This window comes from Accumulibacter sp., from assembly GCF_023806565.1.
In the GTDB taxonomy this organism is placed as follows: domain Bacteria; phylum Pseudomonadota; class Gammaproteobacteria; order Burkholderiales; family Rhodocyclaceae; genus Accumulibacter.
Map to the genome: position 1 here is coordinate 1 of NZ_JAMTDV010000067.1, position 25,211 is coordinate 25,211.

General features: G+C 65.0%; 24 protein-coding genes and 1 pseudogene. 11 read left to right on the top strand and 14 right to left on the bottom strand.

The genetic code is table 11. The annotated features are described in order from the left end of the window. Positions 1 to 2,064, bottom strand: a 2,064-nt coding sequence (locus NFV80_RS08250; RefSeq protein WP_295326548.1) for a site-specific recombinase, incomplete at its 3' end; no start/stop codon positions are given. Positions 2,065 to 2,220: 156 nt separating this feature from the next. Between NFV80_RS08250 and yaaA the strand changes: the two genes are divergently transcribed. Continuing rightward, positions 2,221 to 3,036, top strand: a complete 816-nt coding sequence (gene yaaA / locus NFV80_RS08255; RefSeq protein WP_295326606.1) for a peroxide stress protein YaaA — start codon at positions 2,221 to 2,223, stop codon at positions 3,034 to 3,036. A 54-nt stretch (positions 3,037 to 3,090) separates the two neighbouring features. Here the strand turns inward: yaaA and NFV80_RS08260 are convergent, their stop codons facing one another. The 3 genes from NFV80_RS08260 to NFV80_RS08270 all read right to left on the bottom strand — a co-directional run bounded on the left by NFV80_RS08260 (position 3,091) and on the right by NFV80_RS08270 (position 5,167). Next, a complete protein-coding gene (locus NFV80_RS08260) occupies positions 3,091 to 3,516 on the bottom strand; it encodes a CopD family protein (protein WP_295326551.1) in 426 nt (141 codons plus the stop codon). Positions 3,517 to 3,598: 82 nt separating this feature from the next. Beyond that, on the bottom strand, positions 3,599 to 4,030 hold the full coding sequence (locus NFV80_RS08265; RefSeq protein WP_296758353.1) for a putative toxin-antitoxin system toxin component, PIN family: 432 nt from the start codon (positions 4,028 to 4,030) through the stop codon (positions 3,599 to 3,601). Positions 4,031 to 4,033: 3 nt separating this feature from the next. Beyond that, positions 4,034 to 5,167 (bottom strand): NAD(P)/FAD-dependent oxidoreductase, encoded by a 1,134-nt coding sequence (locus tag NFV80_RS08270; protein ID WP_295326555.1) that lies wholly within the window; start codon positions 5,165 to 5,167, stop codon positions 4,034 to 4,036. Positions 5,168 to 5,304: 137 nt separating this feature from the next. On the opposite strand from NFV80_RS08270, the gene NFV80_RS08275 reads away from it, so the two are divergent. The 6 genes from NFV80_RS08275 to NFV80_RS08300 all read left to right on the top strand — a co-directional run bounded on the left by NFV80_RS08275 (position 5,305) and on the right by NFV80_RS08300 (position 9,382). After that, on the top strand, positions 5,305 to 5,883 hold the full coding sequence (locus NFV80_RS08275; RefSeq protein WP_295326557.1) for a DUF1415 domain-containing protein: 579 nt from the start codon (positions 5,305 to 5,307) through the stop codon (positions 5,881 to 5,883). A 186-nt stretch (positions 5,884 to 6,069) separates the two neighbouring features. After that, positions 6,070 to 6,648, top strand: a complete 579-nt coding sequence (locus tag NFV80_RS08280) for a DUF924 family protein (protein ID WP_295326559.1) — start codon at positions 6,070 to 6,072, stop codon at positions 6,646 to 6,648. 38 nt (positions 6,649 to 6,686) lie between these two features. Continuing rightward, complete coding sequence (locus tag NFV80_RS08285) at positions 6,687 to 7,082, top strand: secondary thiamine-phosphate synthase enzyme YjbQ (RefSeq protein ID WP_295326608.1); 396 nt, start codon at positions 6,687 to 6,689, stop codon at positions 7,080 to 7,082. A gap of 52 nt (positions 7,083 to 7,134) precedes the next feature. Beyond that, positions 7,135 to 8,013, top strand: a complete 879-nt coding sequence (locus NFV80_RS08290; protein ID WP_295326561.1) for an NAD(P)-dependent oxidoreductase — start codon at positions 7,135 to 7,137, stop codon at positions 8,011 to 8,013. Beyond that, on the top strand, positions 8,013 to 8,888 hold the full coding sequence (locus NFV80_RS08295) for an NAD(P)-dependent oxidoreductase (RefSeq protein WP_295326563.1): 876 nt from the start codon (positions 8,013 to 8,015) through the stop codon (positions 8,886 to 8,888). The genes NFV80_RS08290 and NFV80_RS08295 overlap by 1 nt, the downstream gene beginning before the upstream one ends. Next, on the top strand, positions 8,885 to 9,382 hold the full coding sequence (locus NFV80_RS08300; protein WP_295326564.1) for an LEA type 2 family protein: 498 nt from the start codon (positions 8,885 to 8,887) through the stop codon (positions 9,380 to 9,382). The genes NFV80_RS08295 and NFV80_RS08300 overlap by 4 nt, the downstream gene beginning before the upstream one ends. Positions 9,383 to 9,420: 38 nt before the next feature. Here the strand turns inward: NFV80_RS08300 and NFV80_RS08305 are convergent, their stop codons facing one another. From NFV80_RS08305 to NFV80_RS08315, 3 genes and pseudogenes are all read right to left on the bottom strand, one after another. Then, positions 9,421 to 10,584, bottom strand: a complete 1,164-nt coding sequence (locus NFV80_RS08305; protein WP_295326566.1) for a PEP-CTERM sorting domain-containing protein — start codon at positions 10,582 to 10,584, stop codon at positions 9,421 to 9,423. A gap of 251 nt (positions 10,585 to 10,835) precedes the next feature. Then, positions 10,836 to 10,983 (bottom strand): annotated as a pseudogene (locus NFV80_RS08310) (IS5/IS1182 family transposase); the annotation flags it as partial. Positions 10,984 to 11,024: 41 nt separating this feature from the next. Beyond that, positions 11,025 to 13,805, bottom strand: coding sequence for an Hsp70 family protein (locus tag NFV80_RS08315; RefSeq protein WP_295326568.1), 2,781 nt, complete (start codon positions 13,803 to 13,805; stop codon positions 11,025 to 11,027). Positions 13,806 to 14,304: 499 nt separating this feature from the next. On the opposite strand from NFV80_RS08315, the gene NFV80_RS08320 reads away from it, so the two are divergent. Beyond that, a complete protein-coding gene (locus NFV80_RS08320) occupies positions 14,305 to 14,937 on the top strand; it encodes a PEP-CTERM sorting domain-containing protein (RefSeq protein WP_295326569.1) in 633 nt (210 codons plus the stop codon). A 220-nt stretch (positions 14,938 to 15,157) separates the two neighbouring features. Here the strand turns inward: NFV80_RS08320 and NFV80_RS08325 are convergent, their stop codons facing one another. The 7 genes from NFV80_RS08325 to amrB all read right to left on the bottom strand — a co-directional run bounded on the left by NFV80_RS08325 (position 15,158) and on the right by amrB (position 22,632). Further along, positions 15,158 to 16,600, bottom strand: coding sequence for an SPOR domain-containing protein (locus tag NFV80_RS08325; protein ID WP_295326571.1), 1,443 nt, complete (start codon positions 16,598 to 16,600; stop codon positions 15,158 to 15,160). Between the two features lie 284 nt (positions 16,601 to 16,884). After that, positions 16,885 to 18,732 carry an Hsp70 family protein gene (locus NFV80_RS08330; RefSeq protein ID WP_295326572.1) on the bottom strand — a complete coding sequence of 616 codons (1,848 nt, stop codon included), beginning with the start codon at positions 18,730 to 18,732 and terminating at the stop codon, positions 16,885 to 16,887. Then, positions 18,729 to 19,286, bottom strand: a complete 558-nt coding sequence (locus tag NFV80_RS08335; protein ID WP_295326574.1) for a DUF2760 domain-containing protein — start codon at positions 19,284 to 19,286, stop codon at positions 18,729 to 18,731. The genes NFV80_RS08330 and NFV80_RS08335 overlap by 4 nt, the downstream gene beginning before the upstream one ends. Positions 19,287 to 19,546: 260 nt before the next feature. After that, positions 19,547 to 20,230, bottom strand: coding sequence for a hypothetical protein (locus NFV80_RS08340; protein ID WP_295326576.1), 684 nt, complete (start codon positions 20,228 to 20,230; stop codon positions 19,547 to 19,549). Next, positions 20,227 to 21,336 carry an AmmeMemoRadiSam system radical SAM enzyme gene (gene amrS / locus NFV80_RS08345; RefSeq protein ID WP_295326577.1) on the bottom strand — a complete coding sequence of 370 codons (1,110 nt, stop codon included), beginning with the start codon at positions 21,334 to 21,336 and terminating at the stop codon, positions 20,227 to 20,229. The genes NFV80_RS08340 and amrS overlap by 4 nt, the downstream gene beginning before the upstream one ends. Then, the gene (amrA, locus tag NFV80_RS08350; protein WP_295326579.1) at positions 21,321 to 21,869 is read right to left on the bottom strand and encodes an AmmeMemoRadiSam system protein A; all 549 of its coding nucleotides are present in this window, start codon (positions 21,867 to 21,869) and stop codon (positions 21,321 to 21,323) included. The genes amrS and amrA overlap by 16 nt, the downstream gene beginning before the upstream one ends. Beyond that, entirely contained in the window at positions 21,859 to 22,632 is a 774-nt protein-coding gene (amrB, locus tag NFV80_RS08355; RefSeq protein ID WP_295326609.1) for an AmmeMemoRadiSam system protein B, read from the bottom strand. Before amrB ends, amrA begins: the two co-directional genes overlap by 11 nt. A 177-nt stretch (positions 22,633 to 22,809) precedes the next feature. Between amrB and ispD the strand changes: the two genes are divergently transcribed. The 3 genes from ispD to NFV80_RS08370 are packed head-to-tail and all read left to right on the top strand — an operon-like array spanning position 22,810 to position 24,998. After that, positions 22,810 to 23,502, top strand: a complete 693-nt coding sequence (gene ispD, locus NFV80_RS08360) for a 2-C-methyl-D-erythritol 4-phosphate cytidylyltransferase (protein ID WP_295326581.1) — start codon at positions 22,810 to 22,812, stop codon at positions 23,500 to 23,502. After that, positions 23,499 to 23,978, top strand: coding sequence for a 2-C-methyl-D-erythritol 2,4-cyclodiphosphate synthase (gene ispF, locus NFV80_RS08365; RefSeq protein ID WP_295326582.1), 480 nt, complete (start codon positions 23,499 to 23,501; stop codon positions 23,976 to 23,978). The genes ispD and ispF overlap by 4 nt, the downstream gene beginning before the upstream one ends. Positions 23,979 to 24,008: 30 nt before the next feature. After that, positions 24,009 to 24,998 (top strand): aldo/keto reductase, encoded by a 990-nt coding sequence (locus NFV80_RS08370; protein ID WP_295326584.1) that lies wholly within the window; start codon positions 24,009 to 24,011, stop codon positions 24,996 to 24,998. The last annotated feature ends 213 nt before the right edge of the window (positions 24,999 to 25,211 follow it).

Genomic DNA, 25,211 nt, shown 5'->3' on the forward strand with positions numbered 1-25,211 from the left:
AGGCGATTTCGGCGGCGACGCGAAGCCGTCTGCATTGGGTGGAAGCCGGTCGCCGGCTATCGGGGCGCAGCCGTCCGCCGGTTCCGGCCTCGGCGGCAGGAAGAAATCCCTTGGCTGTCGACGCAGATGCACGACGATTGCCCGCAGCAGCTTGCGCCACTGGGCGTCGGTGACCCGTCGGGAGCGCAGCGCGACATGCAGCGCGAGCGCAAAGCTGACGGTGAGGTTGGTGAAGCCGATCGCGGCAACCCCGAGCACAGCCCACGCGAAGAGCCACGGATCGGGCGCGAAATCGAGACCGACGAGCGCAATGCCGATGAATGCCGACGAAAAGGCGACGTGACGGATGTCGATCGGCAATCCGACGAGCAAGCCGAAGAGCGTCGTCCCGCCGAGCAGAAAGCCGAACAGGAGGTTGCCGGCGAGCGCCCCGAGGTTGTCGCCGACGTAGACGGCAACGTGCCGCATGCGCGCTTCCCCGAGCAGTCGCTTCGGCCAGGCGAGTTGCAGGAGTCGCTCGGGGATGCGATGGTAAGCGGCGTAGTTGTCGTAGTAGCCGCTGATCAAGCCGGCAATGAACAGGCAGACACCGGCGATCGCGGCGTAGAAAACCGCCCCGCTGGCGATCAGGCTCTGCTCGTCGAGCAGGTGCTCCGCTTTGTCGACGGTGGTGAAGTGCTCCCCGCTGATGCCGAAGATGGCGAAGGCGATGAGCGCGGCGAGGGGAACGGCGATGCAGACATTGCCGAGAATTGCGACGATCTGGCTGCGACAGGTGCGCGCGATCAGATCGGTCAGCGCCTCGAGGTCGCCGAGCTTGCCGCCGGCTTCGCTGATGCTGGCGGCGATGGCGTTGGCGGTCATCGCCGGTTGCTTGGTGGCGACGGTTCCATGCACGATGTGAATCAGGCAGAAGCCGAGCCCGTAGTTCAGGCAGAACGCGATGGCACCGGTCAGCGGCGGCATCTGCACCTTGGCGAGCAGGATCTTCAAACAGGCCATGCAGGCGATGACCAGACCACCGATCATCGCCGAACGCCCCATCGCCCAGTAGTCCAGCCTCGTCTCGGTGATGTAGTGCTCGCCGTGATGGCTGGCGTTGTCGGTTACTCGCAGCGCGATCAGTTCGGTGTTCTGGCGCCAGTGCCGCAGCAGATTGTTGCGCAGGCACTCGTCCCGCACCAGTTGGCAAAACAGGGCGACGATCGGGGCGTACGCCGAGTTTCCCTGCGGATCGGTGTGCAGCGCAGCGAGAATGTCGAGCAGGCGTTCGCAGCGCTGCAGCAGTTGCCGCAGGCGCTGCAGGTGATAGGTCAGGCGGATGCTGGTGCCATCTCTTGCGGCATGTCGGCGAACCCGTTCGATCACTTCCTGGCATTGCGCGAAAAACACACGCAGATGGCGGTCGTCGCATGCCGCTTCGACCCTTCGATCCCAGTGCTCCGGATAGGCGTCGAGGTAGGCGTTCATCTCGCGGTTTTGCGCGACGAAAGGAGATTCGTAGGTCTCCAGCGACGGCTCCAGCCGCAGCAGTTCCGGTTCGAGGCCGCAGGCGGCGATGCCGTACGAGAGGACGCGCAGGGAGCGCAGCAGTTCGCTCAATGCCTGCGGAAACGACTCGCTGGCTGGTGCCTCGTCAAAGCGGAGGGCTTCGATCAGTTGCCGCCAGACGTCCTCACCGACGCCGATCACCCAGTGGCGATCGCCGGGTCGGTCGAAGGTCTGGCGCAGTACCGTGCGCAACAGGCCGGGGTCCAGAACTTCCGGCAGCAGAGTGTGGCCGAGACGGCGAAACGCTTCGGAGACGAAACCGCTGTTGGGCAGGATGCCGGTCGCCGTGTACAGCTCGCCGTGACGGTAGGTGCGAAAGAGGGTGCCGAGCGCCTCACGCAAGGCAACGCGCAATTCTCGCTGGGTGCTCAGAATGTAGCAAAGCGCCTGCAGGTTGCGCCGGGCAGTCGCAAAATCTTCGGGATCGGCGGGTCGGATTTCATCGACCAGTAACGCCAGCAGGCGCGTCGGATCCGCGTCGGGGGCGGCAATGCGGGCGAGGAGCTGTTCCATTGCGACGATCGATCTCGTTCGGGAAGGGTCTGTACCAACTGCAAGGGACGCCGGCAGGAAGGTCACGCAAGTCATGACCACCCCATGTCGTCGATTACAATTCGGGAATCTTAGCAAACTATCGTGCCGGCAATTCCCATCGACTGGAAGACGCAGATGATCATCGTCCTGTCCCCCGCCAAGACTCTCGATTACCAGACGCCGACGATGCTCGAGGAGCACAGCCAACCGCTCTTTCTCGACCGTTCGCAGGAGTTGATCGAAGGTCTGCGCGAGCTTTCGCCGTCGCAGGTCGCCAGCCTGATGAAGATCAGCGACCCACTGGCGGTGCTCAACGTCACCCGCTACGCGGAATGGACACGGCCGTTCACACCCGGCAACGCCAGGCAGGCGGTGCTGGCTTTCCGGGGCGACGTCTACGAGGGGCTCGACGCAGGGTCATTGTCATCGGCCGACCTGCACTTCGCGCAACGCCACCTGCGCATTCTCTCCGGTCTCTACGGCGTGCTGCGTCCGCTCGACCTGATGCAGCCGTATCGCCTGGAAATGGGAACGCGCCTGAGCACCTCGCGTGGTCGTGACCTATACGCCTTCTGGGGTGGGCAGATCACCGACGCACTCAATTCCTCACTGCTCGAAGCGGGCGCGAAGGTATTGGTCAATCTCGCGTCGGAGGAGTACTTCAAGGCAGTCAGGCCGAAGAATCTGTCGGTCCCGGTGGTTCAGCCGGTGTTCGAGGACTGGAGTGGCGGCAGGTTCCGCGTCATCAGCTATTACGCCAAACGTGCGCGCGGTCTGATGGCGCGCTTTGCCCTTGTCAATCGCCTGCGCAATGCGGAGGGACTGCGGGATTTCGCCGTCGACGGATATGTTCATGCGGCGGATGCCAGCCGCGAGGGTGTCTGGGTTTTCCGACGCCGCCGGGAACTTATGGCAGCGCCCGTGGAGGGAATGCCGCGTTCCCCACGCTGACGTGGTTGCAGACGGCTTCGGGCCGGTGGCCAGATCGCCCGGGTCGGGGCAAGATCATCGCGAAAAAGCCGCGGCTGCAACGGTGCAGGCGGCCAGCAGCAAATTGACCGCCACCAGGCGTCGGATCTCGTTCAGCGCCGAGGCCGCGTCCGGCCAGGCAGCAGCTTCGCAATGGCGGCGCAGCCGCCGATGGACGATGCCGTAGACATACAGGAAGATGGCGGCCATCAGCGAACCGAGAACCGACATCAAGCGCCAGCCAATCGGTGCCATGGCGAATCCAGTATCGAGCAGCATGCTGCCGCCGCTTACCAATACGAAGACGACGGCAACTGCGGTGAACAGGAAGAACCGGTCCAGTGTTGCCCGCCAGAGAGGCAGGCGCTGTGCGGGTTCGAGCAGCCTGCCGGCGGCGGGGCGAAGGCAGAAATAGGCGAAGAACATGCCGCCGACCCAGACGACGGCGCTGCAAAAATGCACGAATATCAGCGCGTGGCGAAGCATATCCTGCAGTATAAGGCTCGACGGCCAGGATCGCGCAGGGGCCGTGTCGCTCCGTCTTTCATCGGCTGGTGATCCGTACGGCCGCTGCCTCGGCCGTGACGATCGCACACGGAAGGGAGACGCGGCGACGGCTGGCCAGTGCCAGCAACTGTCGGTCGCGGGTAATCAGCAGGTCGGCCCGACAGCGCTGCGCCAGGGCGAGAAACTTCTGATCGTCGGCATCGCGGCAGCGAGGCAGGCGACAATCCTCGCCGTCGCCGGCCGGACAGAGCGTGACGAAGTTGCAGTAGCCAGCCAGCAGCGCCTGCCGCGCCACACCATCGAGTGCGAAGCGCGGGTAGCCGCTGACCCGCTCGAGCTCGGAAAGGCAATGCCGGTCGGTGAAGCAGCAGAGCGATCCATCGTCGATCGCCCTGCGCAGGGCTCGCGTCCGCGCGTCCGCAAAATACAGGAGATCGAGAACGATATTGGTGTCGAGGACGGCACGCATTTCTCAGCCGCGCTGCAGGGTCTCCGCGACTTGGTCGGCGATCGCAAGGCTTGCGGTCAGACCTGGCGACTCGATCCCGAAAAGGTTGACCAGGCCGGGGATGCCATGCTCTGCCGGCCCCTGGATCAGGAAATCGGCTGCAGGCTCGTCGCGCCCGCTCACCTTCGGCCGGATGCCTGCGTAAGCGGGGACCAGCGCACTGTCCGGCAAGCCCGGCCAGTAACGGCGAATTTCGCTGTAGAACGAGTCGGCGCGCGCGGGATCTACGCGGTAGTCGAGCTGACCGATCGGCTTGCCGCGAACGGGATCCGGCAACCATTCGACGTCGGGGCCGAAGCGGGCCTGCCCAGCGAGGTCGAGCGTCAGGTGCACCCCCAGGCCGCCCGGCTCGGGCAGCGGATAGACCAGCCGTGAAAAGGGAGAGCGGCCGGTCAAGGCATAATAGTTTCCCTTGGCGTGGCGGTTGATCGGCAGCAGAGACTGCGGAAATCCGGCGAGCGCGGCGGCGACCTCGGGTGCCCAGAGGCCGGCGGCGTTGATCACCATGTTCGCCCGGAAGCGCAGGCTCTCGCTGCCGCCGCTTTCGAGGATGATGCCCGTGCGTTCGATCGATCCACCGCGCAGCGGGCAGTGCAGGACCAGCGACGCGCCGGCGCCTTCGGCGTCGCCGAGCAGCGCCAGCATCAGGCCATGGCTGTCGATGATCCCGGTCGAGGGAGAGAGCAGGGCGGCGGTACACTGCAGTTCGGGCTCCAGTGCGCGTGCCTCGGGCCCGCTCAGCATGCGCAGGTCCTCGACGCCGTTGAGTTGGCCCTGCTGCTGCAGCGCCAGCAGTCGATCCTCCTGGGCGGCCGAAGTGCCAACGACCAACTTGCCGCAACGCCGGTGGCTGACGCCGTGCGTCGCGCAGAAATCGTAGAGCTGCCGGCGCCCCGCGACGCACAGGGCAGCCTTCAACGAAGCCGGCGGGTAGTAGAGGCCGGCGTGGATCACCTCGCTGTTGCGCGCACTGGTTTCGCCGCCGAATGCGTCGTTGCGTTCGAGAATCACCGTCTCGATTCCGCGCAGCGCGAGCGCTCGTGCGCACGCCAAACCAACGACACCGGCGCCGATCACGGCAGCAGCAATGGTCTCCATGGCCCACTCCAACACGACAGCGCTGCATTGTAATGTCCCCTTCCGGCGATGTGGCGACGTTGAGGCGCTTTGCCTCGTCCGCAACGAATCGATAAACTGGTGGACGTCGTAACGGAACGGCTTGCCGCCGTCGAAGGATGCGTACCAACAACGTACCGAGCAAGGAAGAGGTAATCGCTGCGACTCGTCGCTGGCTGGAGCGCGCCGTGATCGGCCTCAACTTTTGCCCTTTCGCCAAGGGGGTCGTGGCCAGGGGACTGGTGCGTTACGTGGTCAGCGATGCGCGCGACGAGGAAGATCTGCTCGCCGACCTCGAGCGCGAATTGCAGGCACTGCTTGCGGTGCCGCCGGAAGAGGTCGAAACGACCCTGCTGATCCATCCATACGCGCTCGCTGTCTTCGACGATTTCAACAACTTTCTCGGTCTCGTCGATGTCCTGCTGCGTACGCAACGCTTGCGCGGCGTTCTCCAGGTCGCCAGTTTTCACCCCGATTATGTCTTCGTCGACACCGATCAGGAGGACATTACCAACTACACGAACCGTTCGCCTTTTCCGATCCTGCACCTGCTGCGCGAGGCGAGCCTCGACCGCGCAGTCGCCGCTTTTCCGGACGCGGCGGCGATCTACGAGCGCAACATCGAGACATTGCGCAAGCTGGGTGAGGAGGGATGGCGCGAGCTCGGCGTCGGCACGCCGCCGGATGGTGAAGAGTAGCGGCTGGGCCACCGTGCTCGTCGAAAGCCTAGACGATTGGGCTGGTCGCCTGCTTCCCGCCGCCGCGGCGGGCGACGAAGCCGACGCGCGCCTCGCAGGAACCCCGTATCGAAAGCAAGATGCGGCAGGGAATGGTCAGACTGCTGCGCGCCCGGGACAGCGAAACCTGATGAGGAGGAACGACCGATGCCGGCCATTCCGAGCATACCCGTTGCAGACCTTGCCCTGACGGCTGCCGACGTGCTGCGCTTCTGGTTCGACGAGACGAGCCGGGCGCAATGGTGGGTGAAGTCGGACGAATTCGATCGACGGGTCGAGGCTCGTTTCGGCCCGCTGCATGCCGCCGCAATGCGGGGCGAGCTGTACGCATGGCGCGTAAGTGCCGATGGCCGGCTCGCCGAAATCATCGTGCTCGACCAGTTTTCGCGCAACATCCATCGCAGTCTCCCGGCTGCCTTCGCGGGCGACGGAATGGCGCTGGTGCTTGCACAGGAAGCGGTGGCGGCCGGGCTCGACAGGGAGCTTGTGGCGACGCGCCGTGCTTTCCTCTACCTGCCATTCATGCACAGCGAATCGTTGCTGATGCAGGCGCTCTCGGTCCGCCTGTTCGCTGCACCGGGGATGGAGGAAAACCTCGACTTCGCGCGGCGACATCGTGCGATCATCGAACGCTTTGGGCGGTACCCACACCGCAATGCCATCCTCGGCCGACCGTCGACGGCCGCCGAGCTCGAATTCCTTCAGACACCTGGTTCGGCCTTCTAGACGAACGGGACAGGGAGCACGAAGTGGCTTATCAACAAATGCTGGACGTTGCTTGCCGTGGGCGCGGTACCGTCGAAATCACCGACGAGGTGGCGCGAATCGTGCGTGCTGCGGGAGTTGCGGTCGGCGTCGTCCATGTCTTCGTCCAGCACACCAGTTGTTCGGTCGTATTGACCGAGAACGCAGATCCTTCAGTCCGTCACGATCTCGAAACGCTGGCCGCCCGTTGGGCGCCCGACGGTGACCCGGCGTATCGACACGACGACGAGGGCGATGATGACATGGCGGCACATGGCCGCAACATTCTCGCCGGCGCCTCGGTGACTGTGCCGATCGCCAACGGCGAGATGCGTCTCGGCACCTGGCAGGGAATCTATCTCTGGGAGCACCGGACGATACCGCATCGGCGGCGGGTCGTCGTCACCGTCTTCTGATTCTTGCTACACTCTGCCGTCGAATCGTCTCGCGAGCACGCAAGGAGCATCAATGAAAATCGGATTCATCGGTCTCGGCATCATGGGGCGCCCGATGGCGCTCAACCTGCTACGGGGAGGACATCAACTGACCGTCTGGGCCCGCCGTGCGGCGTCAATGCAGCCCTTGCTCGACGCCGGCGCCTCCGGCGCCGACAGTCCGGCCGCGCTGGCCGGCGTCGCCGATCTGGTGATCTCGATGGTCGCCGACGCTCCCGACGTCGAGCAGGTGATGCTTGGCGAACAAGGGGTGGCCAGTGCCGGCCGGGCCGACCTCGTCGCCGTCGACATGAGCACCATCCGTCCAGCGGCGGCACGCGACATCGCCGCGCGTCTGCTCGCCCACGGCATCGAATTTCTCGATGCGCCCGTTTCCGGCGGCGAAGTAGGCGCCATCGCCGGAACCCTGTCGATCATGGTCGGCGGCAGCGCGGCAGCTTTCGCCAAGGCCGGTCCGGCCTTCGCCTGCATGGGCAAGAACATCGTGCATGTCGGTGACTCGGGTGCCGGGCAGGTGGCCAAGGCGGCCAACCAGATCGTCACCGGGGTCGGCGTGCTGACCGTCGCCGAAGCGCTCAACTTCGCCGCCAGAAGCGGAGTCGACCCGGCCAGGGTGCGCGAAGCGCTGCTCGGCGGCTTCGCCTATTCGAAGATTCTCGAGAATCACGGTCAGCGCATGCTCGACCGCAATTTCAAGCCCGGTTTCAAGTCGTGGATGCATCAGAAGGACATGAACATCGTCCTGCAGAGTGCGCACGAACTCGGCCTCTGCCTGCCGGTATCGGCAGCGACGGCACAGATGTACAACGCGATGGTCGGCTGCGGACTCGGTGAGGAGGATTCCATCGCCATTCTCAAGCTGCTCGAACGCCTGTCAGGCAGCGACGCCTGATGCGCCTCGGTTTCATCGGCCTCGGCACGATGGGGCGGCCGATGGCGCTGCACCTGTTGCGCGCCGGGCACCAGCTGGCAGTGTGGGCACGTCAGAGCGGAACGACCAGGCCACTGCTCGCAGCCGGCGCGATCGACTGCAGCAGCGCGGCGGAGGTCGCTCGCCGCGCCGAGGTGGTATTTACCATGGTTACCGGCGGCGCCGACGTCGAGCAACTGACGTTTGCCGGCGATGGCCTGCTGGCCGGGTTCGCGCCCGGCTCGATCCTCGTCGACATGAGCACCATTGCTCCCGAAACCGCCCGTTCGCTGGCGCAGCGCCTTGCGCGGCACGGCATCGAGATGCTCGATGCCCCGGTTTCCGGCGGCCAACAGGGAGCGATGGCGGCGACCCTGGCGATCATGGTCGGCGGAGAGGCGGCAGCGCTCGAGCGCGTGCGTCCGCTGTTCGAACTGCTTGGCACGAGAATCGTCCATGTCGGCGAGCACGGCGCCGGGCAGGTGGCCAAAGCGTGCAATCAGATGGTGATGGTCGCGGCGATTCAGGCGATCGCCGAGGCACTGCACCTGAGCGGTGCTGCCGGTGTCGATCCGGCGCGAGTGCGGCTGGCACTGGCCGGCGGTTCGGCCGCCAGTCGCGTGCTGGAAGTGATGGGCGGACGGATGGTCGAGCGCGACTTTGCCGCCGGCGTCGAGGCGCGGCTCCATCACAAGGATTATGCGGTCGTGCTCGGCGAAGCGCATCGTCTCGGGCTGCCGATGCCGGTTTCCGCGCAGGTCTGCCAGCAGCTCAACGCCTTGATGGCGATGGGTTGGGGAAGTGCCGATACCGCGGCACTGCTGCGCGTTCTCGAGGCCGGCGAACGGGCAACATGAAGCGAAGTCTGGCCATCGCGGCCATTGCCCTGCTCAGCGCCTGCGCCGGACTCGTGGGAATTTCGCAGAAGCCCGAAGTCAGCGTCGCCGGCTTGAATCTGGTGCAGATGGGTCTTTTCGAGCAGCGCTTTGCGCTCAAGCTGCGCATCCAGAATCCCAACGACGTCGAATTGCGGATCAACGGCCTGAGTTTCGAAATCGAACTCAATGGTCAGTCGTTCATCACCGGCCTGTCCGATCGGGGGGTCACCGTCCCGCGTTTTGGCGAGGCGATGCTCGATGTGATGGCCACCAGCACGCTGGGCAGTGCACTGAAACAACTGCGCGAATTGCAGCAGGGCGGTCGCGAGCGGGTCGAGTACCGCATCGTCGGCCGTCTCAACCTGTCCGGCATGGGCACGATACCCTTCGAACGGCGCGGCGATCTGCAGATGCCGGCGATCGAGAACAGCGCTCCGCGCAAGCCGCTCCCACCCGGTTCGGGCCGGACCTGATCTTTCCTCACTGCGCCTGTCTGGAACCGTCGTGCCCGTTAGGGCGACACAGGATATCGTCGGCGTGCAGCAATCAGCCCCATACCGGACAACAGCAGCACTAGGGTAGCGGGTTCCGGCGCTGCCGCCGGAGGAGCACCCGGAACATCGAGCAGCGCCGCCGCATTCTGCGCACCGACATAGGCGCCAACCAACGCGTTCTTGTCTCCCGGGTTGGAATCGGATCCGCCAACGTCCTGCGAGTTGACCGTAAACAAAGCCTGGTGGTCGACGGGGTCGTAGTCGCCAGCGTACTTGTAAAACTCATACCGACGGATGATCGACTGTGCGTTGGCGCCGACCGGAGCACCGTACCCGCTCTCCAGCTTGCCGGCATCGGGATTTCCTGGATCGGTTTGCAGGAGCTGCCACTCGGTTTCGGTGACGGCCTTGCGGATGATCGGGCTGCCACCGACAAGGTCCTCCAGGGCAACATCCTGATCGAGTTCCGTAGTCATGACCTTGACCCAGAGCGCTTCACCAAACTGCGGATCGACAGGATCGAGAATTGGGGCTGGCGCCTGCACCTTGGCGACGACGACCGGGGGTGCGGGCTGCTGACCGGGAGGAGGCGGAAGAGCTGGCGCAATGGCCCAGACGGGAGCTGGCAAACTCACTTGGCCGTTGGTATTGGTCAGCGTACCGGGGCTCACCGGCGAATCGAAAAGCCAACTGTACGTTGTCTTGCTTGGGGTAGCGCGGGTACCAACGCCAAAGTGATCACAAGGCGTGTTGGCGTTATATCCCAGGCCACCACCCGACCAACAATTGTCACCGGGAGTGGCGAACTTGCCCACTGGCACCGCGGGCGTGCCGTAATCCCAGCTGCCTCCGGAATTTATGCCGAAATACGTTACCTTCGTACCGAAGCCGCTTGCGTTGGAATACTCGGTGATCGACGGGGCACCATAGCGCTCGACGCTGGTCGCCGGGTTGAAGCCGCGGCCACTGGGAAACGACCGCCCCGGCCCCCCAAATACATCGCTAATGTCGCTCTGATGAATACCTTCGAGATCGATCTCGAAACCATGGGCCGTTTGGCCCGTATCGTTGATGACATCGAAGTTGCCCAGAAAGCCGATGATCGATGCCGAAGAGATTGCTGGGAACGTCGCCAGCGACGCGAGTGCCAGAACTCGCAATGGTTTCATGGAATTATGCATGGAGCCTCCTGAAATACATATATTTGCGGATGCGACGACGGCTCTTCCCGCGGTCAAAGCAAACCCCCACCTCGCAAGCCTGCTATTGGTGCAAATCGGCAATGGGTACACGTGTTGCACGCGATGGTGGCGATGCTCCCGCTCAGTTCACGAATCGCCGCCATCTGCGTAAAGTATAGTACTCCGTTGTGGATTTGCAGCTTTTGCACGACAAGTGCTCGAAAGAAGGCGGAACTGGGTGGTAACGGATGGATGGTCCCAAACTTGGAAAGCGGATGCTCCCGGGCGACCTCCAGCACCTGTACGAAGCGCTCGCTGAACTGCGTGCCAAAGCGCCTCCGAAACGGTCGCCGACGTGTCGTGGCCGGGAAAACGATGGCAGGCGATATTGCGGAACGCTCGCTACCCGCCCGCGCCGAATGAACGCCAGCGGGGCCTGGCTAGGAATTTCTACCCGTCGACATCAGTCGCAGCCCGGCCGGTAGCGACTCGCCGAAGGCGCGGCGCTCGTCGGCCTTGTCGAGTTCGACGACGTTCCTCACCTGGTTGATCCAGTTGGCACTGGCGTTGATCGCGCCCAGACGCGCCAGCACCGCTTCGCGGCTGGCTTCCGGCAGATCACGCGAGCGATCGCCGGTCAGGCGGGCGATCTGCGTTGCGGCAAAGGCGGCCGACTCGACCTTCTTCCAATCCAGCGCCAGGAGGGCTTCGAGCCAGCGACACGCTAGCTCCGGCGGCAGCACCTGGTGGGCGCTGCCGTAGAGCGACTGCCGCGCCCCGATGCGGCCGATCGCCCACCAGCCGAGGGGCTTTTCGGCGGCTCTGCGCAGGCGGGCCAGGAGCCATTCGCCGATTTCGACCTTGCGTGCGATCGGCAGTCTCTCGAGCGACGCCACGAGACGCAGCATGTCGTCGTGGCTGCCGGCCACCGCCAGCGCCTGACGGCTGCGAGTTCTCGCCGGATCGGAGCGCAGCCACGGATGCAACTCGTCCAGCATCTGCTCCTGGGCACTTGCCGGCAGGCCGCCGGCGGCGCGGCGCCACAGCGTCCACCACTCGGACCAGTTCTGGCTTTCGTTGCCGTACTGGATTCCCTGCGGCAACAGTTCGCACAGCTGTTCGATCCGCCAGTCGTCGAGGGCGTCACCAAGTCCGGGGCGCAGACAGTAACCGGCAAGGTTCAGCCACAGCCTTTCGTGTTCGGCCGAGCGGCGCCGACGGCGGGCGCGCTGCATCAGCACGTCGAACAGGGCACGCAGCAGCGGCATCTCCCAGTCCTCGCGTCGGCCCAGCAGATGTTCCAGGTGGCCGCGCAGACGCCGTACCTCCTTGCTGTCTACCGGCTGCGCGCTGGCACCGAAGACGCGTTCGAGAGACTGGATGGCGTCGCTGAAGCGTGCCGGCAGTGTCGCCGGCGAATCGGTCGCGCCGCCGGTCTCGGCGCGCAACTGGAATTCGAGCAGCCAGCGGCGCGCTGCGTCCTCCACCGCGACGCAGTGAATCTCGAGCGTGCCGACTTCGGTCATCGATGTCGTCAGTTGCACGCGCACTTCACGCTGCCCGCTGCCCGCAACTCCCTGCACGACGGTGGCGAGCGGTGGCAGGCGAACGAACTCCTCGTCGTCGAGCCTGCTGATCTCGCCAGGCAGATAGGCGGTGTCGGCCACCGAGGAAGCCAGGTGAAAGCGTACCGGCTGGTCGAGCCGCAAACTGAAGACGCGCTCGGGCAGGCGGATCTCGTGACCTTCCTCGCTGCCGCGCGGCAGGAGGCAGATACCGCGTCGCATCTGGCCCGGTTCGTCGAGAACCAGGAAGTAACTGCGCGCCGACCCACCGCCGATCCGCCGCCCATGCCCCTGGCGGACGAGCGCGTAGGCGACAGCGCCGCGCGCCACGGCGACGTCGGGATTGTCATTGTGGAGGACGCGGGGCGACGCCCCGCGCCAGTCGCCGAGCGTTTCCTGCAGGCGATCGGCAAGCGCTGCGGCGCGAAAGACGCCGCCGTTGCAGAGCAATGTGTCGGGGATCGCGAGGGCAGGGGGGCTGTCTTCCGCACCCGCCAGCGCCGTGCGCGCCGCCTGCGCGTGCCGCCGGAGGAAGGCTGCGACGTGCCGGGTGACTGCCGGGTCGGCCGGGTAGGGCAGACCGAATTCGACAATGGCCGTACGCCGCTGCTGCAGCGGCTCGTCGGCCCCGACGCGCGGAAAGAAGCCGTCGACGAGGATCTCCCGGACCTCGTCACGTTTCAGCTCGACCGTGCGCGCACCGCCGATCAGCCGCGAGCCTCCTCCGAGCAGCGTCAGCAACACCGATGGCGGTGCGCCGTCGGCCAGCAACTGTTCCTTGGCGACGCGGCAGCGCGCGGTAAGCTGCGCAAAGCGGGCAGCCGAAAGCCGCCCTTCGCCGGCGGGGAAACGCGCTTCGACAAGGTGCGCGAGCGCCAGATCCATATTGTCGCCGCCGAGCATCAGGTGGTCGCCGACACCGATGCGGGTGAGTACCGGCTCGCCGTCCTCGATCGCCACCTGAATCAGCGTCATATCGGTGGTGCCACCGCCGACGTCGCAGACCAACAGCAGCCGCGTCTCCGCGAGTTCCTTGGCGAGTTCCTGCCGATGGCGAAAGAGCCAGTCGTAAACCGCCGCCTGCGGCTCCTCGAGCAGGCGCAAGCCGGGCAGTCCAGCCTGTCGCGCCGCTTCGAGCGTGAGCGCGCGGGCGCCTTCGTCGAAGGAGGCGGGAACCGTGAGAATCACCTGCTGCTCTTCCAGCGGTGCCTTCGGGAAATGGTGCAACCAGGCGGCCCGCACGTGCGCAAGGTAGCTCGCACTGGCGGCGACCGGCGAGACCCTGCTCACGTCCTCGTCTGCTCCCCAAGGCAGAATCGGTGCCATGCGGTCGACCGAGGCATGCGACAGCCAGCTCTTGGCACTTGCCACCAGGCGACCGGGAACCTGCGCGCCGAGGTCGAGCGCCAGATGACCGGTGATCGGCGAAGTTTCCCCATCGCTCACCGACCAAGGCAGTTGCCGGTCACCCGGACTGATTTCCCCGCTGGCCGGATGATAACGGACCGAGGGCAACAGCGGCCGCGCTGCAACCTGCCCCGGGCCGACCAGTTGCTCGATCGCGAACAGCGCGACCTCCTGCCTGCCGGGAGCGGCGTACGCAACCACGGTATTGCTGGTCCCCAGGTCGATTCCGACGATGTATTGCTTTTTCATTTTCTTGCGCTGCAGATGTCGTCGACCGGGACGGCAGGTCACGGATCGAAGCGCCGTCGCCTGGCGCGGTGGCGATGCCCGACCGGGTTCCGCCAGCGGGCGCAGTGTGCGCATGGGAGTGACTGGAGTCTCTGACCGCCGGATGCAGCCGGCACTCCAAGAACGCCACCGCGGGCTTGCTCGATGAGCCGGGCAGAATATAGCACGGCACCCCCATCGCTGGAGAGAGTTCCCGCCGGCGCGGTGCACGGAGAGGGAGGATCGGACGATGATTCGATGGGCTTCACACCAGATCGTACTCTTCGACCGGCAGTCTCCGTGACCGAAGCCAAGATTTCTGTCGGATTTTTTTACACTGGCGCCGCGAAAATCGCGGCGAACGGAGGCTAACTAGATCATTTAACGTCAGAAAAACTTGTTTAGCACGAATTTTGCTTAAATCGATCGGACTGGTTCAAATTCGCTACGGGATCGCCACAGCCAACTTAGGAGAAAGAACATGCAAAACCTCAAGAAATTGTCGATTGGCGCTCTCGTCGCGCTGAGCTTTGCCGGTGCGGCCGACGCCAACGTGATCAGCGGTCGCTACTGGCATGTGAGCGAAGCGATTTCGCAGAATGCCGTTCCCTTGAATGTTCCGGGCAGGACCGCCGACGTCGTGTTCGACGTCAACTCGCCGCTGAATTTCGACTCCAGAGCGGGGGATTACACCGTCAGCCAATTCCTGGCAAGCGGCGGTGCTTTCAATGTCTCCGAGAACACCGCGGGAACATTGGCATCGTTTCTCGATTCGTCTGGTGTGGGTACTTTCATGGAGTTCACCGGTTTCGTGACCGTGACCAACGGGCAGACGTTCAGTGCTGCCCATGACGACGGCCTCACCTTGACGATCGGCGGGCAGATCGTGATCAATGCGCCCGGGCCAACCGCTCCGACCGTCACCAATGTCACTTACGGTGGTCCGAGCGGAACTTTCGCATTCCAGCTCGTGTACGGAGAGTGCTGCGGCGCTCCGGCGGTGCTCGAGATCGACCTGCCTTTCTCGAACAATCCTGCTCCCGAGCCCGAGACTCTCGCCCTGCTCGGGGCTGGTCTGGTGGGTTTTGCCGCATCGCGTCGCCGCAAGCAGTGAGCGCAATCGACACTTGGCGCGGGGATAGGCTGACGCCTGAAGCACCCTTCCTCGCGTAACACCCGGCGCGGGAATCCGCGCCGGGTTTTTTTCGTTCCGGTCTGTCTGCACGCGTCTGACTTCGGCTGCTTGCAGCTTGCACGGCCCCCGCGCGGGGTAATTGCCTATCCCAGGAACGAAAAGGGCGGCCAGCGGCCGCCCCCGGAAAACATTCGCCCCGTTAGCGCAGCGAATCCTGTACCGACTGGAGTCGGCGTACCCATGGCCGGTTGGCGCGCAGTTCCGCCGGCAGCGCTGCGATGGCTGCGCGTGCCTCACCAACCGTATTGAACACTCCGAAGAAGAGGTTGTAGCTCTCCCCCTGGTCGCGCTCGGTGACCGAAAAGGCCAGAGAATCGAGCGCCAGTTGCTCGATATTGCGGTTGATGAATCGCGCCATGTCAGCCTGGCTTGGAGAACTTACCAACTGCACGGTATAGGCCTTGGGGTTCTGCCGCAGCAACCATTGGCTGTCGTGCAATACTCCCGCACCGGCATTTTGCAGGCGCAGTTTGCGCACCGCGGCGCGCAGGTCGCCGAGACTCTTCTCTAGGCCGGAAACCTTGCCCGAGACCTGATCGATGCTGGTCTGCTGCGCTGCCACGGTGTCCTGCAGCGCTGCTTGTCTTTCCGAGAGGGCAGCTACCTGGCTGCCGACTTCGCCGATCCGCGCCTCGTTCTGTGCCAGCGCCGACGTCGTGCTCGCCGGCGCAAAAGCCGGCACCCACTTGACCAGAGCGAAGCCCATTACGGTCAGCACGAACAGGCCGGCGATCGCGAGATGAGTCCACTTGAAGCGGTCGCGGGTATCCTCCTGATGTTCCTCCAGCGCGCCGGCAAGCCTGCAGATTTCGGCATCGAGACGCTCTGTTTCCGAGCGCAGCACGCCGACGAGTCCCTGCAGGCTCTTGAACTCCGCATAGTGCTCGCGCTGCAAGGCACTCAGTCCGTCGATCCGCGCCTCGACGATCGCGTGCTGCCTTTCCACCTGCTCGCGTACCGCTTCGATGCGGCTCTTGTTGCCACGCGTCGCGGTATCGAGCAGTTCACAGGTAATGTCGAACTGATCCAGGCGAGCGCGCTGCTCGGCGAGGATCTGCTCCTGCGTCCGGAAAAGACCCTCGAGCGCGCCGATCCCGCCGTCCAGCCGGTTCAGCTCGGCATCGACGCGAGCATTTTCGCTCGCCAGACGAGCATCCCAGCGCTGTTCGGAGTCAGCCAGCCAGGAGCGTGCTTCACCGCGAACGACAGCAATCCGCTCCTCGTTCGCGGCGGAACGTTCAGCCAGCGACTGCTCCTGTCTCTGCAAATCGGCGCCGAGCTGATGCACCCTGCTCGAAATCTCGCCGCCGGACTGGCGCAGTTCGGCCAGCTCGCCGTCGATACGGCGATTGTTTGCGGCGTAGAGTGCCGTCAGTTCGTCATAGTCGCGCAGCACGCGGTCGAGCTGGGCATTGATCTCTTTCGCCGTCGTAGTGGAGCCGCCGGCTTGCGTCAACTCCAGTAACTGAGCCATTTCCGGCTTGATGACGGGGATTTGCGGCGTCGGAGCGTCGGGCGCCTCGGTCGGCACGGTCTCCGGCTGCACATCGTTCGGAAGCATGAGTTCTGCGGTTCGATTCATGGTCGGCCTCTCCAGTGGATTCGCAAATTTGTGTCCGGGGATGCGAGCTATGACAGCTTACCCGGGCGCAAAGTGTCCGACGTTGACCGACTGTCCGGCTCTTTTCCGGCGGGTTTGCGGAAAGGAACGTCAACGCCAACGGATGAGTATATGTGCCCCGATCGGCAGTGGTCAATCCAATTGACCACGAAAAGGTGCCACTGGTGCCGTCATCGAGACCATGGGTTCGCGCCGCGGGCCCCGACCGCACCCGGGGCCACTCGCTTTGCCGGCTGCGCTGGCGCTCAGTCGTCGGCGCCGGCGCGCACGTCGAACTCGACTTTCCAGCGTTGCGGGCCGTCATGCGGCAGCGCTTCGAGTTCGAGCGTACCGGCTTCGGTAACGCGTGCATGCAGGCGGACGCGTACGACTTCTCCGGCGGGGCGGCCATCGCTCGGCAGCGTCGTCTGAATCTCGTCGAGTTCCTGGAGTTCGTCGGGTTCCCAGTCCTCGAGCAGCGTACCGACCTGATCCTGACGACGAACCGACGAACCGAAGAAGCGGAAACGAACCTGTTCGCCGACGACCAGGCCGAATTCCTGCGCCGGCAGTGCCGCCTCGCTGCCTTCCTCCATGCCGAATGGTGCCAGGCACAGCGCCTGCACCGGAGGCTGTACGCCGGGCACGGCGGGCATCACCGATTCGACGGCGACGTAGTACGCGCGCGCCGTGCCGCCACGGATGCGCACTCCCTGGCCACGCCGAACGTAGCCGTAATAAGCGGCGCCGCGGGCGACCGCGAGGTCGAGGTCGGCACCTTCGAGCAGACGCGCGGCGGGGGCGGACTCCGCGGCCAGCCAGGAGTTGACCGTCGCCAGCGTACGCTCGGCGAGCAGATCGGACTTGAAGACACCGCCGTTGAAGAGCACGGCGGTGGGATGCAGGAAGGTCGCGCCGTCCGGCAGCCTGCCACTGAACCCCTCCAGATCGGCAGTTGCGGCCACTTGCCTAGCGAGGAAAGCGGCGAGGTGGCGGGTGACTGCCGCGTCCTGCGCGTAGGGCAGGCCGAGCTGCGTCAGGCCGGCGCGCCCGCGTCCCTGTGGACGATCGGCGATTGCCGCTGGCGGAAAGAAACCTTCGAGCAAGGTGGTCGCAAGTTCGGTTCGGGTCAGTTCGCTGCGGATCGACCCACCGATCAGCTTCGCGCCGCGGCTGGCGATCACCAGCGGCACCGCGGCCAATTCGGGATCGCCGAGAAGAGCTTCCTTGGCCGAGCGGCAGGCGTGCGTCAGCGCGCGCAACTGCCAGGCGTCGAGCTTGGCGCCCTGACTCGCCAGCTTGCCGGCAACTGCATAGGCCAATGCAAGGTCCATGTTGTCGCCACCGAGCAGGATGTGCTCGCCAACCGCGACGCGATGCAGTTCGAGCTTGCCTTCGCGTTCGAGCACGGCGATCAGCGAAAAGTCGCTGGTGCCTCCGCCGACGTCGACCACCAGGATGATGTCGCCCGGCCGCACCTGTTTGCGCCAGGCGCCGCCGCTCTTCTGGATCCAGCTATAGAGCGCGGCCTGCGGCTCTTCGAGCAGGATGATGTGCTCGCCACCGGCAGCGCGTACAGCCTCGGCCGTCAGTTCGCGTGCCGCCGGATCGAAGGAGGCGGGAATGGTGACTACGATTTCCTGATCGACGAAAGGGGCGTCGGGGTACGCATGATCCCAGGCGGCGCGCAAATGGCCGAGATAGCGCAAGGAGGCTTCGAGCGGCGAGAGGCGTGTCACTTCGAGCGGAGCGTCGTTCGGCAGGATCGCCGCGCGTCGATCGACGCCGGCGTGGCAGAGCCAGCTCTTGGCGCTGGACACCAGACGGATCGGCGTCGCCGCGCCGCGGCTGCGGGCCATCTCGCCCACCGCGTAGTCCTGCTCTGCAGTCCACGGCAGGTGGAGATCGCCGGCCGCGAGTTCGCTTGCATGCGGCAGGTAGAGAAATGAGGGCAGCAGGCCGAGTGATTCGACCGAACCTGGGGCGGTGAGCTGCGGGATCTGCAGTACCTCCTGAACGACCTGTTCACCGTCGCAGGCGCCGATATCGACGTAGGAAAGGGCGCAATGGGTGGTGCCGAGGTCGATGCCGATCGAGAATCTTGGCTCGCTCACAGTTCCACCTCCGCGGGAGCAATGATGCGCAGGTCGTGACCGGCAGCGAGCTTGGGCAGCCGCGTTTCGCGCACGCGCCAGCCGCGATGCGTGATGCTCCCGGTGAACGGTGGCTGACCGACGACGTTGCCGGTGACGCGAACCGCTGCGGCATCGAAGCCGGCCGGCAGGGTGACCCGGCTGCCCTCGGCCTCGTCGCGCACGGCGCCGATCGTGAAGTTCTCCCGCAGCACCTTGCGGCAGCCTTCGTGCACCACGCGGGCGGCAGCGCCGACGTCGACGTCGGCATAGGCGGCGACGTCTTCCTCGACGAAGTCGATGAAGCGTGCTTCACGCTGCAGGAGACCAAGGAGTTGCAGCGCGCCGTCGGGCTCCGCTTCCGTGAGTGGCACGGCAGCGGGCCTGGCAGCAGCCGGTGCCGATGGCTCGCTGCGCGGCTCCCCAGAACGCAGGGCCTGGACGCGCGCAGCAAACTGGCCGTCCGCAAGAATCGAGAAAAATGTGCCGAAGGCAAGGGAGATTCTGCTCAACAGCGATGGATGGGTTTGTTTCATGGAGTGTTCCTGGTGTTGGCTGCCAGCGCGGCGCTGGCGATAGGTATGAATTCGGTTGTTCCGGAGCTGGACCGGCGAGGACCGGAGCAGCCTTGCGGTGATGGGCATCCGGGCGACTGCCGCGGACACGGGTCACGACGGCCGGCGACGCTGGGCACCGCGGCGATCCGTGGCTCTCTCCCCCATGGCGTCTGCTGCAGCGCAATATAAACCATTTTTCCGGTTTCGGGTAGGCGACCGGACTCCGGTCGCGCCGGCAGTCAGCTCGTCGCGATGACTTTCGGCCGGTGCTGCACGAACCAGTGAGCCGTCTCGCGGGCGACGAACTCGAAAGCGACCGCCGAATCGGACAAATCCGATGCTTCGGTACCCGTCGGTAGACGCTTGAGTTCCTGCCGGCAACTCAGTTCGCGCAGGGCTCGGCGATTGCTGGCGGTCGTCTGCTCGTCGTCGCCGGCGAACAGCAGCAAGGGCGAAGCGAGCGCGCGCAGGTAGACCATGCCGGCCCGGTCGATCAGGCCACCGCGGCAAACCACCGCGAAGATATCCCGGTCGCGCTGGGCAGCGACGCGCAGCACCGCCGGCGAACAGTCGTCGGCAGCACAGAGGCCGATCGGCAGCGTCGGCATCTCGCCCAGGAGCATCCAGCGTTTGATCAGCGCCAGTCCGGCGAGCAGCCGCCGGGTGAGCAGCGAGACGTTGCGCTGCATGTCGGCGAAGCGTTCTTCGCCATAGGTCAGCAGGTCGAGCGTCAGCGTGCCGATGCCGGCGTGCTGCAGCACCACGGCCAGCGCGTCGTCGCGCGCCTCGGGATGGTGGCCGGCATGGGTCAGCATGACCAGCGCCGAAATTTGCGCCGGCAGGCTCAGCCAGCCTTGCACCGCACCGTGGCCGGTGCCGATCGAAACCTGCGTATCTCCCGGGAAATGGATCGCTTCGTTCAATGACGCTCCAGCCGCACGGGTACGCGGCGCGGCCCGAAAGGCTTGCCAAAGCGGGCGAAGTGCCCTGCAATCCGCGTTCCGCAGTACGGGCAGAGACCATCGCCCGAGAGATCGTAATGCCGGATGTCGTACCAGTCGCGCTCGATCAGCGCGGCCTGGCAGCCCGGACAGAAGGTGGTGCCTCCCTCGGTGTCATGCACGTTTCCCGTATAGACGTAGTGCAGGCCGGCGTCGATCGCGATACGCCGCGCCTGGGTCAGTGTTGCCGCTGGAGTGGGCGGAAGATCGTCCATCTTCCAGTCCGGGTGGAAGGCAGTGAAGTGAAGTGGCACCTCCGGCCCGAGTTTCTTCGCCACCCATTCGCACAAGGCCCGGATCTCACCGGAAGAATCGTTCTTTCCCGGAATCAGCAGGGTCGTGATCTCCAGCCAGCATTTCGTTTCGTGATGGATGTAGGCGAGGATGTCGAGAACGGGCTGCAGATGGCCGCCGCAGAGCCTGAAATAGAAATCGTCGGTAAAGGCTTTCAGGTCGACGTTGGCAGCGTCCAGCACCGCAAAGAACTCGCGCGCCGGCTCGGGATGGATATAACCGGCGGTGACGGCGACCGTCCTGACACCACGCTCATGACAGGCAATCGCGGTGTCGATCGCATACTCGGCGAAGATGACCGGATCGTTGTAGGTAAAGGCCACCGACTGCGCGCCATAGGCGGCAGCGGCGGCGGCAATGCCGTCCGGGGTCGCGGCATCGAGCAGACGATCCATGTCCTTCGACTTCGATATGTCCCAGTTCTGGCAGAACTTGCACGCGAGGTTGCAGCCAGCGGTGCCGAAGGAAAGGATCGACGAGCCCGGATAGAAGTGATTGAGCGGTTTCTTCTCGATCGGATCGATGCAGAAGCCGGACGACCGGCCGTAGGTGGTGAGCAGCATTTCCCCGCCGAGGTTCTGACGGACGAAACAGGCACCGCGCTGACCGTCGTGCAGCTTGCAGTCGCGCGGGCAGAGATCGCACTGGATCCGCTCGTTCTCGATGCGATGCCACCAGCGACCGGGATGGGCGGACTCCGGGGTTTTCGGCGAATGTTCTAACTCTCTTTCCATTTGCGTACTCCATAGCGCGCCAGGACGAGTTGCTCGTGCCAGAAATCCGCGGGCAAACCGGCCTTGAGCTTGAGTTGCGCCAGGAACTGGCGCGGATCGGGCAGCGATTCCCAGACCTGCGGCAGAAACGTCGCGCGCCGCCTGCCATAGCTCAGAACGAGACCATCGATGCCCGGCCGCAGGCGCGCCAGGGCATCCCTCTCGTCGGCGACCGGGAAGGGTTCGGGAGGCGTCAGCAGCGAAACCTCGACGCGGGTGCGTGCCAGCTCCTCCTTGCTCAGCGGCGAGAAGCGCCGGTCCTCGAAGGCTGCGGCCACTGCGTTTTCGGCGACGTCCCGGGCAAGCGGCCGCTGCGCCTCGAGGCTGCCGATGCAGCCACGCAGGCGACCGTCCTGTGTCAGGGTGACGAAGGTCGCCGCCGGTTCGGCAAGTTCAGGGAGTTGCGTGACCATCTGCGGCGTGCAGCCGAAGCGCTCGCCAATCGCGTTGCGCGCAATGAGCAACAAGGCATCGCCGAGCGTGTCAGTGGGCATGGTCGGGCTCCGCATGGAAGGCGAAAGCGCCATAACCGACGACTTGCGAGCGGTTACCGGCGGTGTCGCCGGAATTGCGCAGATCGATCAGTGCAGCCTGCAGACCGTGTCGACGTGCGGCCAGGAGCAGGCCGTTGACCGGTGTCGCGCCGCACGCCTGTTGATGGTCGATGTGCGGGTCGAGGGCGACGATGTGGCGAGCCGTATTGCTGTCGGTTTCGCGAGCGAGTGTGTACGGCAGGTAGTGCGACAGGTCGGAGCTGACGACGATCAGTGTCTCGTCACCGCCCCACAGGCATTCGAGCACTTCGGCCACCTGCGCTGCCGAAGCACGGCCGACGGCCAGCGGCACCAGGGTGAACTCGCCGAGCACGGTCTGCAGGAACGGCAGTTGCACTTCCAGCGAGTGTTCGAGGGCATGCGCGGCGTCGCTGATCAGCACCTGCGGCAGTGGCTCGATGGCGGCGATCGCCTCCAAGTCCAGCGGGACGACGCCCAGGGGGGTGGCAAAAGCGTGTGCGGAGGGCAGGGCCAATCCGTTCACCGCGACCCGGTGCGTCGGACCCAGCAGGATGACTCGTCGGATGCGCTCGCGCAGCGCTGCCAGCGGCGCATAGACACTGGCAGCGATCGGGCCGGAATAGATGTAGCCTGCGTGCGGGGCGATGATCGCCTTGACCGGCGACGCGAGTGTCGCCGGCGCAAGGCGCAGCATTTGCTGCAGGTCGCGTTCGAGATCCGACGACGACCCGGGATAGAACATGCCGGCGACGGCTGCCGGACGAACCTGCTGTGTCGAGTGTGTCACTTGCTTGATCCCCGCGGAACGGAGCTGCGGCCGGCGCGCCGCGACAGGGTGGGTCGCGGAACTTCGACTGCCGGCCGGAACACCGTGGTTGCTTTCCCTGATGGCTCTTCCTCGTTTGGTTAAAATTACGCCATGCCAAGCTACTACGCAATCGTTCCCGCGGCCGGAACCGGATCGCGCTTCGCCAGCGAAACGCCCAAACAATATCGGATGCTTGCCGGGCGGCCGCTGCTCTATCACAGCCTCGCCGCTCTTTGCCGCCACGAGCGTATCGAACGTGTCTGGGTGGTCCTTGCTCTTAATGATAGATGGTGGCGGCAACATGATTGGACAAGTCTCGGCTACAAGCTCGAAACCGCTTTCTGCGGCGGGCCGACGCGTTCCGGGAGCGTGGCCAACGGCTTGCGGGCAGCGGCGACCGCGGTGCACGACGACGACTGGCTGCTCGTCCATGACGCGGCACGTCCCTGCCTGTCGCAGGCGATGTTGACCGCCCTGTGTGACCAGCTGGCCGACGATCCGGTCGGCGGCATCCTCGCCCTGCCGGTGGCGGACACCTTGAAACGTGCCGACGAGTCGCAGCGCATCGCCTGTACCGAGCCGCGTGACGGTCTCTGGCAGGCGCAGACGCCACAGATGTTCCGCTACGGCCTGCTGGCCAATGCCCTCGCAGAGCATCCTGGCGGAACCGACGAAGCCTCCGCGGTCGAGGCCGCCGGCTTTCACCCGAAGCTGGTGCAGGCCGACGCCAGCAACCTCAAGGTCACCTATCCGGCCGACCTGCGTTTGGCGGAACTGATCCTGCGGGCGAGGGCCGGCAAATGATCCGCGTCGGCCAGGGATGCGACGTGCACGCGCTGGTTCCCGGACGCCGGCTGATCCTCGGCGGCGTCGACATCCCGCATCCTCACGGTCTGCTCGGTCATTCGGATGCCGACGCGCTGCTGCACGCGATCACCGACGCGCTGCTCGGCGCCGCCGCGCTCGGCGACATCGGTCGGCACTTTCCCGACTCCGATGCGCGCTTCCGGGGTGCCGACAGCCGGGTGCTGCTGCGCGCGACGGTGGCGCTGCTGGCACAGAATGGCTGGCGGGTCGGCAACGTCGACGCGACGATCATCGCGCAGCAGCCGCGAATGGCTCCGCATCTGCCGCAGATGGTGGCCAACATCGCCAGCGATCTGCAGGTCACGGCGGACTGCGTAAACGTCAAGGCGAAGACCGCGGAGCGCCTGGGTTTCGTCGGTCGCGGCGAAGGCATCGCTGCCGAGGCAGTGGTGCTGATCGCTCCGCTGGCCTGACACCGGATCTTGTCGAAACTGGAGAAATCAATGGAAATGCGACAACTGGGGCACGGCGGTCCCATGGTATCGGCGCTGGGCCTAGGCTGCATGGGCATGAGCGAATTCTACGGAAACCGGGACGATGCGGAATCGGTGGCAACGATCCATCGCGCGCTCGACCTCGGAATCAACTTTCTCGACACGTCCGACATCTACGGGCCACATACCAACGAAGAACTGGTCGGGCGCGCGATCCGCGAGCGCCGCAGCGAAGTTTTCCTGGCCACCAAGTTCGGAATCCTGCGCGATCCGCGCGATCCGTCGGTACGCGGCTTTGACAGTCGACCCGAGTACGTCCGCCAAGCCATCGAGGGCAGCCTGCGGCGGCTCGGGGTGACGACCATCGATCTGTACTACCAGCATCGGGTCGACCACAAGGTGCCGATCGAGGACACCGTCGGTGCGCTCGCCGATCTGGTGCGCGAGGGCAAGGTGCGCTACATCGGACTTTCCGAAGCCTCGGTGGCGACACTCGAGCGCGCACACAAGGTGCATCCCGTAAGCGCGCTGCAGAGCGAATATTCCTTATGGACACGCGACCCGGAAACGGGCGTGCTCGCTGCCTGCCGCCGCCTGGGGATCGGCTTCGTTCCCTACAGTCCGCTGGGGCGGGGATTTCTGACCGGCGCCATCAAACGTCCGGAGGACTTTGCCGCCGACGATTATCGCCGCTCGAGCCCGCGCTTTCAGGGTGAGAACTTTGCCAGGAACCTTCGCCTCGTCGAGACAGTGGGAAACATTGCCGCCGAAATCGGCTGCACGCCGGGCCAGCTTGCTCTCGCGTGGGTGCTGGCGCAGGGCGACGACGTCATCCCGATTCCCGGCACGAAGCACCGCAAGTACCTCGAAGAGAATCTCGGTGCACTTGCAGTCCGCCTGACCCAGGAACAACTGGCGACGCTGGATGCCGCCTGCCCGCTCGACGTCGCGGCCGGAGAACGCTACCCGGCCAGCATGATGGGCGCACTCGATCGTTGAGCGACGCCGGGCCAGTCAGCGCCTGGCTAGCATGTTCAGGAGCCGTGGCCGAATCCGGTTCCTTGGGCTCGCGTGCGTAGACCATGCGCTGTAGCAATGTTGCATGAGCCACGCCACGCCAAGGCAAGGATAACTACGCATAATTTGTATTATGTAAAGTTTATGGCGCTGTTTCGGTTTGGCCTTGGCTTGATCCTTTTGCCGCGACTTCGC